We start from the raw sequence: 13,313 nt of genomic DNA, 5'->3' as shown, positions 1-13,313 counted from the left end.
ACATGTCTTCAGACGATCAGGAGTGTGTTATATTGAAAAAGCATTTCATCATTGCGTTATCCTCCATAGGCATTTTAAGTGTTGGGATTTCAAACCAAACTTCCGCACATGAACAAACTTATAAAGTTCAGGCTGGTGACTCATTATGGAAAATTTCCTCTTCTCATCATTTAACCGTCGAGCAAATCATACAGTATAATCATTTAACTTCTTCATCTATTTATATAGGACAGGAATTATCATTGCTTGAACCACATTCCCATGATTTAAAACAACAAATAGACTCATATACAGTAAAATCAGGTGATTCATTGTCATTAATTGCTAAAATCCACAGCACAACTGTTACAGAACTAAAATCAATCAATCACTTAACTTTTGACACTATTTATATTGGCCAAACTCTAAAAATTCCAATTTCTACAAAAATAGATTCAGTAGCTATACCTACAATTACTTCAAGTCAAAGTTATACCGTCCAAGCTGGAGATACTTTATGGAAAATAGCTCTTTCGACTGGAGTATCAGTCACACAATTAAAGGCTTTAAATAATTTAACTAGTAATACTATTAAAGTTGGACAAGTTCTCAAATTAACGGAAAAACAAAGTTCACAACCAACTTTGAATGTAGATAAACTCATTACTGAAGCAAAGAAATACATTGGGGTTCCGTATGTATGGGCTGGTAATACTCCAAACGGTTTTGATTGCTCAGGTTACTTAAAATATGTCTTTAACACACAAGGAGTTACAATTCCTCGTACTGTAGCGACAATTTGGGAAGCAACAACACCTGTTACTTCACCTAAAAAAGGTGATCTTGTGTTCTTCGCAACAACATCGCAAGGTCCAAGCCATGCCGGAATTTATATAGGAGATTATAAATTTATCCATGCAGGCTCGTCAACGGGTGTTACAATCTCAGATATGAATAATAGCTATTGGAAACCCCGTTATTTAGGTGCTAGAAAAGTAAATATGTAGATTACACGTGAAAATCATGAGAAAAATTCCTTTCTCATGATTTTTTGAATAACATTACTTATTCAATATCCCCAAATATTCCTGCCATGGACCAACATCTTCTCTATATCTATTCGCCATTACTCTAACAATTTGTGATAAATGGGTTAGATCGTGAACGGCCCAGGTTGAAATAAGTTCTCTAATCTTTACTTTTCCAAATGCAGGGTGATAACCAGTTTGCTCCAATTGTTTCTCTGTTGTTACTAAGCTCATTAACTTTTTTATGTTTTTATCCCGTATCTCAATAAATTCATTTAATAGTTCGTCTATTTGTGGTTTGGTTGAGTTTTTTAAATGTGAATATCGATCAAATACCGGGAACGGTTGATGTTCACCTTCCTGAAGAATAAATTCCAATCGTGGAATCCAATTGTGTTTTTCTGCTTCGATTAAGTGTTCAATTACTTCCTTTACATTCCATGTTCCTTCTCCTTCATTACATAGAACCCAACCATGTGATAATTCCCTTAGTAAACCAGATAATGTTACAGGTGTTTGCTCGAGAATATCAATCGCTTCATTCATCTTAAAGTTCATGCTATCACTCCGTTATTCATTATTATTTACCGTGTTTGTTAATCTTTAAAAAGGTGTGCTTTGATAACTTGAAGATAAACATTAAGTTTTACACCTATTAAATATTTCTCTTTTCATTATAAAATGATCGTAAGGTTATGACGGAATCAGCTTGTGAGCCAATTTATGTCCTAACAAGACAATCACTATGGTTATAACACCATAAGGCAAGGAGGCGGCAATCGTTGTTATTTCAACAATCTCCTCATCTAACAACCTATAAAATAAGTAAATGGAATATGGCAATGTTATCGTCACAGCTGTACCGAGTCCTAGTGTATATACACCTAACAGGAATAATTGACCAATATGCATAAACACATGAAGAAGTAAGAAAAGGTTAAAACCTAGGAACATATTATAATATTGATATTCCACAGCTAAATAAGTAGATATGATGTAGATCAAGAATTGGAATACAACAGGTAGAGTAAATTGTGCAGCAGTGACTTTTGACATATTTTGAAAGGTTTTTATAAAAAATTTCGGTACTTTTTTGGAAGCTTTACTATAATTTTTTTTAAACCATAACTCGACAAAAAGTATTTCTTCAAAATCGTGTAAGAGGAACATGATTGGGAATAACCACAAAAGTGTTTCCAGACTTATATGAGTATTTAGCCATTCATTCATTTTTTCTATATCCTTTTCCATAAAGTAAAATGATTATCATATAAATTTTAATATGAATGGATTTTATTTACAATATTAATAGAAAATAGTTCCATTTGAATATTGAATTTTCACTAAATTTCGCTTAGAGTATAGATGGTTGTGTTTACCAAAAAGTACCAAGTGAGGAGAATATCGGTGAGAAATATTCTATGGGGATTTTTATTATGGATTGCAGCTACAATGATTTTTCGATTTTTTGGTCATCACTTTTTGATTCAGGGGCATTACATTTTATTATTAGTTAGCTTTTTAATGGCAATCCCGCTAATATTTGTTGCGACCTACCCTTATTATCATTTTATGAAAGTATCAGACTCTAATCGCATGTTAGCAGCCATCCAAATTGCTGTTCCCGGAATGGTTTTAGATATATTTAGCATCATCTTTTTTCCTCTTGTGTTCCCTAACCTGCATAATGACACACTGCCATATTTTTCTGCGTGGTTACTTTGGGCATATAGTTTAATTCTCCTAACGGGTATTACCCTTAAACGAAAATGAGAATTATAACAAAGGGGAACCTTTCATATTTTTTAGGCCCCCTTATTGGTGATCAAACCTTTTTAATAGGAAGAACAATGACGGTTCTGGTCACTTTTTTCTGCACAAGTAAAGCAATAAACTTCTGAATTTTTTACAACTCCATTCAAAAAACCGTCTGTGCAGTAAATGATTTTTTTACATGTTACACATTCACCGACTTTTTCAACCATAGACAGGCCTCCCTATTTTTGGTTAAACACTTCGTAATGGACGATGTCTTCTGTCGGAATTATCTTCTTTTTCGCTGGTTGATCACTTATATAACCTAGACCTAAAATAGCAACGATTTTTCGATCACTAGGAATTGATAGAGCATTTTTTACATAATCCTCTCTTTGTAAAGTCTCAGCTTCATCTGTGATATTAAAAACAGCGCCGAATGCACATCCTAAGCCTTCATTAACAGCAGCTAACCATATATAGCTACTGGCGATTGAAGCATCCTGAAGCCAATACTTACTTATGTTAGGACATCCAGTAATGACAATGGCACCTTGAGCTTCCTTTAACCATTTCATAAACGGAGTAGTTTCAGATAAGTAGTCTAATGTTTTTCGATTTTTAACGATAATAAATTCTCTGGAAGGTAAATTATTTCCTGTTGGAGATAAAGAAACTAGTTGGATGATTTCCTCGATTGTTTCCGTAGGAATGGCTTTGTTTGTAAACTTCGTAATTTCCCGTCTGTTTTTCACCACATCTTTAAAATCCATAAAAACTCCTTTCTTGAAACTAAACATATATTTTATATATATCTTTAGTGTAAGGTAAGAGGTCTAATTGTTAAAGGTTTTTCGCTACTATTTTATAAACTACACCTTATAAAGGCAGTTTCACATCAATGACTGTCCCTTTATTAACTTCACTTGTTATCTCAACTGTTCCTTGGTGATTCTCGATAATCCTTTTACTGACCAAAAGTCCTAATCCAGTTCCTTTTTCTTTCGTTGTGTAAAAAGGCTGTCCTAATTTTGATAATAAATGCTTTGGTATTCCACAACCTTCATCAATGAAACGAATCAGCAATTCCTTATCATTAGTGATGAGTTTAATAATTAGATTGCCACCATTCGGCATAGCTTCAAGAGCATTTTTAATAAAATTAATAAAAACTTGCTTTAGTTGGTTTTCCTCACACATGACGCTTACTTCTTCATGTACAAAATCAGTCCTAATTTGAACATTATTCATGATAGCTTGTGGATTTAACAGTGTAATCATATCTTTTACAAGTGCCTTAATATCCTATGGCGCAAAATGAACAGCCTGCGGTTTTGCAAGCATAAGAAGTTCACTGAGTATGAGCTCAATTCTATCAATTTCAGACTTCATAATATCGTAATAAGTTTGTTTTTCGTTTCCAGTTGCTTGTAATAGCTGAAGAAATCCCTTGATTGTGGTAATTGGATTCCGTATTTCGTGAGCAATTCCTGCAGCAAGTTCTCCGGCTATAGATAATTTTTCAGATTTGATTAATAGTTCTTGTGCTTCTTTTTTATCGGTTATATCTTTATAAATCACGGCCCACCCATTTGGAGTGGAATCTTCATTTAATAACGGGAAGCTAGATAATATTATGGATAGGGTTCTGTTGTCCTTCGTTTTCCTAATGGTTTCATACCCCTTTATTTTTTCACCTAAGATTGCATAGCTTCTGCTTAAATTTGCTTCAAAGGTTCTTTCTTCGGGAATGATAGGTAATTCAGTTACATTTAATCCAATTACTTCGTTTGAAGTGAAGCCAAATGTTGACACAAAAGCATCATTAATTGAAACAACTCGATCATGTATATCATAAATAACAATCGGGTCCGAATTTTCTTTAATAAACGATCTTTATAGAAGGGGAAATAACCGATCTTTTGTTATATAAACTTGATTTGACTAATTCTTTATCTGTCATAAAGTATTCATGACTTTTCAACATACTATTTTGAAGGGCAGCAGAAATTTTATGACCGTTATAAGCACAAACTGAAATAAGATTTGATGATTGTACACTATGATCTGCTAATTTTTCGAAGGTTGTGAGCTTTGAAATTATATGATCTTGTTCTTTCCAATCTACGTTAGCCCAAGTTCTAACAGTTAGGCTTTTATTCTTAATTTGATCGATAATTTTTGAAAAATGTTGAACAATTAAATCATATTGAAAATCACCATATAGGCGATAAAAATCATAGTTATCAATAAAATGAACACTCTTCATTTGATCCTGTGATAAAATATCTTGTAATTTTAGAGAAATCCTATCAAAAATTTCTTTATTTTCAATGAATAGTATATGATGACCTTGTTCAATGCCGGTAAAAATATATGAAGATGCGTTTTCGATATAGTCTTCTATAGATTCATAAATGTATAATATATGTCCATGGTTGGTTATGTTCATCATTTGGGATAATTGCACAATGTTTTCTTTCATCGCTACCTCTTCAATTTACCTCAGTTGAATTTTTTGAAAATTATAAATTATATTATATCTTATTGTATAGGATATCGTCATATAATTAAAATTAAAAAACGCACTATAATAAGTGCGGTATACTAAAGATATTTTATTAAGAGTTATCATCTTTGTCATTTTCAACAAGATGTCTTAGCATAGATATTTTATTATCCCAAAATTGTTCGTAAAATGAAAGCCAATCTTTTAATTCAATAAGTGGCTCAGGATGAAGTTGATAGATTTTTTCCCTACCAACTTTCTTCCCACTCACTAATTCTGCCTCTGAAAGAATAGTGAGATGTTTTGTGATTGCTGTCCGGCTTATTGGAAAATGAGCCGTTATCTCTGTAATAGGTAAATTCCTTTTTGCTAGTAAACGAAGAACCTCTCTTCTGGTCGGGTCAGCAATAGCTTGAAACACATCATGCTTTGCTTGTGCCACTTATCCTTCAACAGCCTTTCGAAGTTTTTCGGTTACAATATTCTCCCAACCGCCATTCATTCTATCACGAACAACAGAAGCTTTTTCATTTGCTTTTTGTTGAATATCATCTGCGTCTTTCCAGCCACTATGAATTAAAGTGAACTCTGTTTTATCCCCTAAATCTTTTAAAAGAAAAGAGACAATCCAACCATCAGTGTCCCACGAAAAAACGATTTTTGTGGGTTCTTCAATTTCTAAAACTTTACAAGGTGAAGGACCAAAGGGAGATTGAATGTGAAATTCATGTCCAATCTTTGCTTCAAAATCGTTGGGCATAAACCATTCTGAAATTCCTTCTGAAGTTGAGACTACCTTCCATACTTTGTTGATTGGTGCTTGAAAAATGGTAGTTTTTTTAATGTCCTGTATTGCTGGCATTCAATTCACTCCTATGAATATTAATTAAAATGAAACCAATTGGTTGCGTTTTATTATAACACCTTTTGGTGTCATGTTTATTCTTTATTTTTACCGACTTTTTATTATTCTTTTATTTTTTGGAAAGAATAAAGATAAATAAGATAAAATGTGGTGCTATGATTGGAAATGATCTTAGATTTATTACCCTTTCAATATTTACATTCGATATCATTAGAACAACTTCTTAAAGAAGAAAAGTTATTTTACCAAACACTTCACTCTTACTGGCAAGAACATAATTACTTAACTATGAAATGGTGGGTTTTGGTTACATTAAGTATTTTGTCTCCATTTGTTTGGTTTATTTTCGTTGATAAAAAAAGAATTACAGAAATAACAGCCTTCGGAATGTTTTTTGGGATTATCGCTATTTTCTTAGATTCCATTGGAAGCAATGCTATGATTTGGACATATCCTGTTCGTTTAACACCATATTTATACCCGCAAATGTATCCGTATGATGTTGGAATTATTATCATTCCTTTTATGATGGTTTACCAAAGAACAGGAAAGAAATTTATAAAGTTCTTTTTTTCAACAGGTTTACTTGCGTTACTTATTGCATTTGTAGCAGAAACAACAATGGAGCGGTTTGATATGTACATGGAAATAACATGGAAAAACATATACTCCTTTCCTATTTATTGGATAATTGGATTATTTTGCTGGAGCATCTTAAAACTATTTAAAAAAATAGAAAGAAAACATAACAAACTTTAGTGCTCAAAAACAGCTGTGAAGATACTTTTTTAAATAGTTTTTTTTGAATATGTAACAAAAGAGGCCATATAATACGGCCTCTTTGATAAATGCTATATCCATTGTTTCGGATATTGTCTATTTTTAAATAAATTATTATAAAGTAATGAAATTAAAATAAGGAGAATAGATGATAAGACGATAGATAATAAAAACCCCCAGCCTGCTTCTGTGTTGATGGCCACCATTGCGCTTGCAGCTGCAGGTGGGTGAATAAATTTTAGTGTGATCATAAGAAATAACACAATTGCAAGTGTAAGACCAATGGATAGATGGGATTTACCAAATACATGCCAGATTGATAAAGCTGTAAAGGTTGAAATGAGATGGCCACCCAATATTTGCCTTGGTTGTGAAAAAGGTAAAGAATGAGCAGCAAATACTAATAAACAACTTGCACCCATCGGACCTAAAATCATTGGATACCCTAACAATACTGCAACAAAGCTAATGAGTGTAATAGCAATCAATCCGCCGCTCGCAGATATAATTGTGTCTCCAAGCTTCACATTCGTTTGTATTCTCTGGTTTCCCCTCATTTTCATCAAGTAAGAATAAAAAAATATATTAATGCTTTGCTCATTTTTTTGAAGTGTTTTCTCAACGTTCATAAAACATTCCCCTTACAGTGAGTTTTTCAAGAAGTATGTAAGATAATCTTCCGTAAAATTTATTGTAAAGGAAATGGCAAATAATTTAAAGATATTTATGACGATTTATTGTTGTAAACCCTTTCAAAGTATGTTATGGAGTTTAAAAAGTTTGACCGAAAATGTCGGATGATTAGTAGTGCAAACGTTGTTAATTTGTTGTTAAAATAATAAATGTGTCGAGTTGAGTGTGATATTAAATTCAATTAAAGTTTCTATAAAACGAAAACGTTATTAAAATAGTTTGTTAATGATAGGGAATCCTGCTTTTATAGCTAACCGTCATTCATCTTAAAGCATGCTATTCTTTTGCATAGTTAAGTATTGACGGTTTTTCATTTTTTATCAAGATGAATATTCTAAAAATATAATATAAATTTTATTCAATAGAGGAGGAGTTTTCATGTCTAACGAAACGAGTACAATTGGTCAGCAAATAGTGGTTTATAAAGGTATAAAGTGTGAAGTCATCTATAATTATGGAAATGGTAATTATGAAATTGTTTTCGGAGAGCAAATTTTATTAGTACAGGAATCAGAAATACAACTTTTAAATTAACGAGTATTTAAAAATCATCAGTTATAAATTACGAATTTCTTCAAAAGATGTAGGCATAGGTCCAAGTTTTATTCTTTTTCTAATGAGATTCGCGCATTCCGCGGAAGATAAAATAGATGTATCTACTTCCAAATCATATATACCAGGCTCATGGACAAGCTTTTGCCACAGCTTTACCGGTTTTGGAATATTGCCATCAGGTGTGTAACCAATATTCCATGTAGTAAGTCTCCTTTTCATAATTATTTCAATGGGACAGTGAACACCTATTAAGTAAGCTGGGTAACCTTCTAAGATCATTGCGCATTTTTTAAGAATATCTAATGAAGTCGAATAGCCGTCATGGTGGCCGACATCTACTACTACATTTATACCAGCTCGACTAAAAGAAGCAATTGACTCATACATGGCAATATATAAACGTTCAATAACAGGTTCCAGGTCAGGTCTCTCACCTCCAGGACGCAATCCAATGCCTGGTTGATATGCATCCGGAGTCATTTTCATTAAATGATCAACACCTAGATTCATCCATACACCTTTAAAGTTGTCTTGAATAAATTTGGCTATACTTGATTTTCCGGATCTTGGAGTACCATTTAAGATGATAATAGTCCCTGTCTTTTTCATTTTTCCCCTCCAGGCTTGGTGTCATTTTGTACGTTAACATTAAATTGACTTTTAAAAAAAAGCCTGCATTAAAGTGCCGAAGACATTTTAATGCAGGACACTTACACTAATTCATTTCGGTTACGAAAAATACGATATAGAACATAACAACACCCAGAACATAATAATGCAAGCAATGCGATGAATCCATAACCTGCCTGTAAGCCGATTAATTCATTATCCCCGTTACTGAATACTTTTGTGACAAAATCAATAATAAATCCGATTAGAAAGTTTCCGATTACACTTGCTATCCCCATTAATGTAACGGTAAACGTAATAGCAGTTCCTGTACCATGTGGATATCTTTTTGCAAGAAGTGCCATAACTGTTGGATAAATTAAAGCAATCCCTGCTCCTGAGACTGCGAATAAAATGGCTCCTTTTTCTCCTATTATAATTGCAGCACAGTTGCAAATTCCAGAAAAAGCTGAAAATATCATAATGGATTTTGTGAATCCTACCCTGTCGGTTAAAGGTCCAAGCAATAATCTTGAAAGCATGAAAAATAAAAAAAATAAAGACAACATATGTGAAGCATCTGTTATTTCCCATTGATAAGCCTTTACTAAATAATTAATTAACCATCCTCCAACAGCAAGCTCTGATACGACTCCAAATGATAAAATCGCAACGATTAACCAAGCAATCGGATCTCTTGAAAGAGATTTAAAAGATAGAACAGTCCCTTCTTCAATCTTTTCCGTTGGAAATTTCCCTAGTAATGAAGGAATGATTGGTAGTATTGAAAAACAAAGGATGAATAGATACATCCCCCTCCAACCAAATTCTTCTCCACTTAACCCATTCCAACCCATAATGGAAGCAGCCATTATAGGAGCAACTGTTGAGCTCAGGCCATAAAAAAAGTGTGATAGGTTCATCATCATTCCCGTATTTTTCGTAAAAATCCTGGCGGCCATTATTCCGAGCCCAATTTCTAACATACCATTACCTATGTATAAAAAGAAAAAAGAAGCTGAAAGAGTTGTAAAAGTTGTAGAAAAAAAGATGGTAAATCCAGCTGCAGTCATCGATAAAAATGCAGCGATCCCTGTCCACTTAATACTAATTTTGTTCGCAAGGATGGAGGTGAATGAACATGCAAGCAAATATCCGAGAGAGTTTAAAGCTAATAAGGCGCCCAGATGTGTCTGAGTTAATTGGAAGTCATTTTGAATAACAGGTATGGCAGGTCCTCTTACATTTTCAGATAATCCGAAAATAAGAAATCCTCCAAAAACGATCAAAAGCATTAGAATATAATTATATTTGGCGTTATAAAAAAACACTTTGCGTGAAATTTGCTTGTAATCAAGATTACTCATTTGCTGTCCTTCTTTCTATTTTGTGACTCTGTTCTCTGAAAGTATAACAGTCTGTAACAAATAAATCGCACTTACTTCATCATCTATTTGCACATAAATATCATAGTGACTCTTTCTTGGAGTGGGAGGTTGAACTTTATAGCGGATATTTGCTGATGATAAAATATCAAGAACCTGGAAAAATTCATCTTTCGTTAAGCTTGAGTTAATAAGCTTCCATTTTGCATTTTGGTGTGAACGATAAAGTGAATAGATAACAAAAAACAAACAAAGTACAGCAATTAGCACGTACAAAGATCTCACTCCTCATTTGTCATGTGTTATTCACTATATTAGCGGACTGTTTCAATCATGTATGCTTCTTAAGTTCCACAAAAAAATGTGATCTCCTTCTGCTTTTACAATGGGTAACAAACTATTTTATGTGTAATTAATAGAAGCTGGTCAACTTAGATGATTGCCCAGCTCTCCACTGCTATATTTAACAGTTCCGCATACTCTCCTACATGATAATGACAAACTAAAAGACAGACATGTTGAAATAGCATGTCTGTCTTTTATACCTATTTTTAGATCAGAAGCTTAATCCTCCTCATCATCTTCTTTCTTTTTGCCATTACCTCTATCTTTGTTTTCCCTATCCTTGCCTTTATCTTTATTCTTTTTTCCCTTTCCTTTGTTTTCCTTTTCATCCTCCTCATCTTCGTCTTCCTGGTTTTCGTCCTCTTCTTCGTCTTCCTCTCTTTCTCTTGCTTTCTCAGCCTGTTCTTTTGCTTTTTCCTCTTCTTCTTCTCTAAGTTCAATTGCTTTTTTTATGTTTCCTGCAATAAGTGATAAATCAAACGAAGTTTCTGTCAGTTCTGTTTTTGATTTGGAGAGGATCTCCTTAAATAAAAATGTTGCAGTTTGACTGCTAGATGATAATAAATAATGCTGTTCATCTGTCTTGTCATAACCTAACCAAACAGCACCTACTAACTCCGGTGTATAGCCAACAAACCAGTGATCATTTGATCCACCATTGATTTCAAACGGTAATTGGGTAGTACCCGTTTTTCCCGCCACATCAATTCCGGAAATCTTAGCATTTTTACCAGTTCCTTTTTCAACCACACCATTTAGTAAATATGTTATTTTCTGAGCAACCTCGGGCTCTGTAACCCGTGTTGCTTTACTCTGCCATTCGGCAATAATTTCTCCATTTGCATCTTCAATTTTTTGAATAGAGTGGGCTTCAACCATAACACCATCATTGGGGAACGTAGCAAATGCCTGCGCCATTAATAACGGTGAAGTTCCTTTTGACATTCCACCGAGAGCTAGTGGCAGGCTATGATCTTCTTTCACTAATGGAATGCCAAAACGTTCAACAGCTTGAATTCCTTTCTCTAAACCTATTTCATTTAATAACCAAACAGCTGGAATATTGTACGAGTGAATTACAGCATCAAATAGTGTCGTTTGGCCTCGATATTGATGGTCGGAATTTTTAGGCTGGTATCCTCCCTCAAAAGTTAGAGGCTGATCTGATAAAAGATCAAATGGTTCATACCCTTGCTCCAGTGCAGGGGTGTATACTGCTAAAGGTTTCATAGTTGATCCCGGCTGCCTAATTAATTGGCTTGCATGGTTAAATCCGCGAAATGTATGCTCTCCTCTTCCTCCAACTAATGCCTGAATTCCACCGGTTGATGGATGAATAAATACACTGCCACTTTGAATGAGTTGATCGGAGCTGCTTTCCGGAAAAAGTGAATCTGAATTGTATACTTCTTCAGCGGCAGTTTGAATGACTGGATTCAATTCTGTATAAATATGAAGTCCTCCAGAAAGAATTTCATTTTCAGTAAGTTCATATTTTTTAATTGCTTCTTCTATTAAATAATCAATATAATATGGATAATTGCCCTTATATTCATCTTCGGTTTTTCTTCTATCTAAAACAATTTGATCAGCTTTCGCACTTTTTAATTCTTCTTCCGTGATAAACCCTTCTTTTTCCATCAAGGTTAAAACAATATTTCTTCGTTTGACAGATTGGTCGAAATGTTTGATAGGTGATAGTGAAGAAGGTGCTTTTATTAGGCCAGCTAACATGGCAGATTCACTCAATGTTAAGTCTGCGGCATTTTTTCCGAAATAGGTTTGGGCTGCACGTTGAATTCCCCATGCACCTTCACCAAAATAAATTTGGTTTAAGTACCGTTCCAAAATTTCATCTTTTGTATAAGAACGCTCAATCTTTTTTGTTAGAATCAATTCCTTCATTTTTCTTGTATAAGTACGCTCATGTGACAAAAATACATTTTTTGCGAGCTGCTGTGTGATTGTACTTCCACCTGCAACGACATTACCTTTAAACAAATTCGTAACAAACGCTTTAGTTATAGCGAAATAATTCACACCATGATGATGATAAAAACGTTGGTCTTCTGTAGCGATTACAGCATGTATCATATCATCTGATATATCCTCTAATGAAACACCTTCAATACTTGAGTTTGAAAGCTTACTTGCTATTTCTCCATCTTGATCATAAATAATCGTTGGCTGAGGTGCAGGTTTTTCTAATTTGCTCACATCACTTGTCCAAATCAGTATATTGATGACTAAGAGGCCACAAATTACAGTTAACAAAAGTACTGCAATTATTTTGACAACCACTTTTTTAGCTAAAAATGACTTTTTCTTTAAAGATCTTTGTTCTTTCCTTTTTTCCATTCTTCCCAAGACTTGTCCCACCTTCTAAGTTGCAAACTACAGCTTGTCATATACTGATTAATTTTTAATCAGTATATATTTTTCGTCAACATGTCATAAGTCTTAACCTTTCACTAAGAAATTAGCCTTATTTTTAAAAATAGAAAAAGTCCAAAGAGATTCTATTCTTTGGACTATCTATCTTTATAGAAAACGCATTCACTTTTTATTAGAAAATTGTTCTTTTATAAGCTTCAATGACTCAACTAAACCTGGTAGTTTATCAAAATATTCTGCTTCATTATTTAGTAGGATTTCGTTAATTCGAGACTGTAACAGTTCCTCAACCAACTCAATTGTTTGTTGATGAATCATATTTCACACCCCTACTTGAAGATCCTGTATTATATTCCATTCCATTGCTTTTGATACCAATTTTTAATCATTATTGAAAAATAATGCTTAACCTTGTC

The 13,313-nt window shown here is 33.5% G+C and carries 19 protein-coding genes; 4 read left to right on the top strand and 15 right to left on the bottom strand.

What is annotated here, in order from left to right; translation table 11 throughout:
* Nucleotides 1-32 precede the first annotated feature (32 nt).
* Entirely contained in the window at nt 33-986 is a 954-nt protein-coding gene (locus BK577_RS16715) for a C40 family peptidase (protein WP_078434000.1), read from the top strand.
* A 54-nt stretch (nt 987-1,040) separates the two neighbouring features.
* On the opposite strand, the gene BK577_RS16710 is transcribed toward BK577_RS16715, so the two are convergent.
* Together BK577_RS16710 and BK577_RS16705 are read right to left on the bottom strand one after the other, a co-directional pair.
* Nucleotides 1,041-1,565, bottom strand: a complete 525-nt coding sequence (locus BK577_RS16710; RefSeq protein ID WP_078433999.1) for a DinB family protein — start codon at nt 1,563-1,565, stop codon at nt 1,041-1,043.
* A 135-nt stretch (nt 1,566-1,700) separates the two neighbouring features.
* Nucleotides 1,701-2,237 carry an HXXEE domain-containing protein gene (locus tag BK577_RS16705; protein WP_169908338.1) on the bottom strand — a complete coding sequence of 179 codons (537 nt, stop codon included), beginning with the start codon at nt 2,235-2,237 and terminating at the stop codon, nt 1,701-1,703.
* Between the two features lie 177 nt (nt 2,238-2,414).
* Here BK577_RS16705 and BK577_RS16700 point away from each other — a divergent pair, with 177 nt between their 5' ends.
* Complete coding sequence (locus BK577_RS16700; protein ID WP_078433997.1) at nt 2,415-2,780, top strand: DUF5367 family protein; 366 nt, start codon at nt 2,415-2,417, stop codon at nt 2,778-2,780.
* A gap of 62 nt (nt 2,781-2,842) precedes the next feature.
* On the opposite strand, the gene BK577_RS26075 is transcribed toward BK577_RS16700, so the two are convergent.
* The 7 genes from BK577_RS26075 to BK577_RS16670 form a co-directional block, all read right to left on the bottom strand.
* Nucleotides 2,843-2,992, bottom strand: a complete 150-nt coding sequence (locus tag BK577_RS26075; protein ID WP_169908335.1) for a hypothetical protein — start codon at nt 2,990-2,992, stop codon at nt 2,843-2,845.
* Nucleotides 2,993-3,004: 12 nt separating this feature from the next.
* Nucleotides 3,005-3,535 (bottom strand): nitroreductase family protein, encoded by a 531-nt coding sequence (locus tag BK577_RS16695; protein WP_078433996.1) that lies wholly within the window; start codon nt 3,533-3,535, stop codon nt 3,005-3,007.
* 106 nt (nt 3,536-3,641) lie between these two features.
* A complete protein-coding gene (locus tag BK577_RS16690; RefSeq protein ID WP_169908333.1) occupies nt 3,642-3,962 on the bottom strand; it encodes an ATP-binding protein in 321 nt (106 codons plus the stop codon).
* 105 nt (nt 3,963-4,067) lie between these two features.
* Nucleotides 4,068-4,622 (bottom strand): histidine kinase dimerization/phospho-acceptor domain-containing protein, encoded by a 555-nt coding sequence (locus tag BK577_RS16685; RefSeq protein WP_483869349.1) that lies wholly within the window; start codon nt 4,620-4,622, stop codon nt 4,068-4,070.
* 22 nt (nt 4,623-4,644) lie between these two features.
* Entirely contained in the window at nt 4,645-5,247 is a 603-nt protein-coding gene (locus tag BK577_RS16680; RefSeq protein ID WP_078433993.1) for an MEDS domain-containing protein, read from the bottom strand.
* A 136-nt stretch (nt 5,248-5,383) separates the two neighbouring features.
* Nucleotides 5,384-5,713, bottom strand: a complete 330-nt coding sequence (locus BK577_RS16675; RefSeq protein WP_078433992.1) for an ArsR/SmtB family transcription factor — start codon at nt 5,711-5,713, stop codon at nt 5,384-5,386.
* Complete coding sequence (locus BK577_RS16670) at nt 5,714-6,133, bottom strand: SRPBCC family protein (protein ID WP_078433991.1); 420 nt, start codon at nt 6,131-6,133, stop codon at nt 5,714-5,716.
* Nucleotides 6,134-6,301: 168 nt separating this feature from the next.
* Between BK577_RS16670 and BK577_RS16665 the strand changes: the two genes are divergently transcribed.
* Nucleotides 6,302-6,895, top strand: a complete 594-nt coding sequence (locus tag BK577_RS16665; RefSeq protein WP_281252641.1) for a CBO0543 family protein — start codon at nt 6,302-6,304, stop codon at nt 6,893-6,895.
* A 92-nt stretch (nt 6,896-6,987) separates the two neighbouring features.
* Here the strand turns inward: BK577_RS16665 and BK577_RS16660 are convergent, their stop codons facing one another.
* A complete protein-coding gene (locus BK577_RS16660) occupies nt 6,988-7,545 on the bottom strand; it encodes an HPP family protein (RefSeq protein WP_078433989.1) in 558 nt (185 codons plus the stop codon).
* 442 nt (nt 7,546-7,987) lie between these two features.
* On the opposite strand from BK577_RS16660, the gene BK577_RS26070 reads away from it, so the two are divergent.
* A complete protein-coding gene (locus tag BK577_RS26070; RefSeq protein WP_156932044.1) occupies nt 7,988-8,143 on the top strand; it encodes a hypothetical protein in 156 nt (51 codons plus the stop codon).
* A 21-nt stretch (nt 8,144-8,164) separates the two neighbouring features.
* On the opposite strand, the gene BK577_RS16655 is transcribed toward BK577_RS26070, so the two are convergent.
* The 5 genes from BK577_RS16655 to BK577_RS26065 all read right to left on the bottom strand — a co-directional run bounded on the left by BK577_RS16655 (nt 8,165) and on the right by BK577_RS26065 (nt 13,215).
* Complete coding sequence (locus BK577_RS16655) at nt 8,165-8,773, bottom strand: chloramphenicol phosphotransferase CPT family protein (protein WP_078433988.1); 609 nt, start codon at nt 8,771-8,773, stop codon at nt 8,165-8,167.
* Between the two features lie 101 nt (nt 8,774-8,874).
* Complete coding sequence (locus tag BK577_RS16650; protein WP_078433987.1) at nt 8,875-10,140, bottom strand: MFS transporter; 1,266 nt, start codon at nt 10,138-10,140, stop codon at nt 8,875-8,877.
* Between the two features lie 15 nt (nt 10,141-10,155).
* Nucleotides 10,156-10,434 (bottom strand): hypothetical protein, encoded by a 279-nt coding sequence (locus BK577_RS16645; RefSeq protein ID WP_078433986.1) that lies wholly within the window; start codon nt 10,432-10,434, stop codon nt 10,156-10,158.
* A gap of 288 nt (nt 10,435-10,722) precedes the next feature.
* The gene (locus tag BK577_RS16640) at nt 10,723-12,861 is read right to left on the bottom strand and encodes a transglycosylase domain-containing protein (RefSeq protein WP_078435293.1); all 2,139 of its coding nucleotides are present in this window, start codon (nt 12,859-12,861) and stop codon (nt 10,723-10,725) included.
* A 198-nt stretch (nt 12,862-13,059) separates the two neighbouring features.
* Nucleotides 13,060-13,215: a hypothetical protein gene (locus tag BK577_RS26065; protein ID WP_169908331.1), complete on the bottom strand. Its 156-nt coding sequence runs from the start codon at nt 13,213-13,215 to the stop codon at nt 13,060-13,062.
* Nucleotides 13,216-13,313 lie beyond the last annotated feature (98 nt).

Origin of the sequence: Metabacillus halosaccharovorans, from assembly GCF_002019635.1 — a bacterium.
Taxonomy (GTDB): domain Bacteria; phylum Bacillota; class Bacilli; order Bacillales; family Bacillaceae; genus Metabacillus; species Metabacillus halosaccharovorans.
This window is presented reverse-complemented; position numbering and strand designations above follow the sequence as displayed.

Bases quoted from the DNA above. Each gene is read 5' to 3' on its own strand.
- BK577_RS16650 (WP_078433987.1), bottom strand. From the start codon at position 10,140: ATGAGTAATCTTGATTACAAGCAAATTTCACGCAAAGTGTTTTTTTAT.
- BK577_RS16705 (WP_169908338.1), bottom strand. From the start codon at position 2,237: ATGAATGAATGGCTAAATACTCATATAAGTCTGGAAACACTTTTGTGG.
- BK577_RS16710 (WP_078433999.1), bottom strand. From the start codon at position 1,565: ATGAACTTTAAGATGAATGAAGCGATTGATATTCTCGAGCAAACACCT.
- BK577_RS26075 (WP_169908335.1), bottom strand. From the start codon at position 2,992: ATGGTTGAAAAAGTCGGTGAATGTGTAACATGTAAAAAAATCATTTAC.
- BK577_RS16655 (WP_078433988.1), bottom strand. From the start codon at position 8,773: ATGAAAAAGACAGGGACTATTATCATCTTAAATGGTACTCCAAGATCC.
- BK577_RS26065 (WP_169908331.1), bottom strand. From the start codon at position 13,215: ATGATTCATCAACAAACAATTGAGTTGGTTGAGGAACTGTTACAGTCT.
- BK577_RS16680 (WP_078433993.1), bottom strand. From the start codon at position 5,247: ATGAAAGAAAACATTGTGCAATTATCCCAAATGATGAACATAACCAAC.
- BK577_RS16690 (WP_169908333.1), bottom strand. From the start codon at position 3,962: ATGTGTGAGGAAAACCAACTAAAGCAAGTTTTTATTAATTTTATTAAA.
- BK577_RS16640 (WP_078435293.1), bottom strand. From the start codon at position 12,861: ATGGAAAAAAGGAAAGAACAAAGATCTTTAAAGAAAAAGTCATTTTTA.
- BK577_RS16660 (WP_078433989.1), bottom strand. From the start codon at position 7,545: ATGAACGTTGAGAAAACACTTCAAAAAAATGAGCAAAGCATTAATATA.
- BK577_RS16665 (WP_281252641.1), top strand. From the start codon at position 6,302: ATGATCTTAGATTTATTACCCTTTCAATATTTACATTCGATATCATTA.
- BK577_RS16695 (WP_078433996.1), bottom strand. From the start codon at position 3,535: ATGGATTTTAAAGATGTGGTGAAAAACAGACGGGAAATTACGAAGTTT.
- BK577_RS16670 (WP_078433991.1), bottom strand. From the start codon at position 6,133: ATGCCAGCAATACAGGACATTAAAAAAACTACCATTTTTCAAGCACCA.
- BK577_RS26070 (WP_156932044.1), top strand. From the start codon at position 7,988: ATGTCTAACGAAACGAGTACAATTGGTCAGCAAATAGTGGTTTATAAA.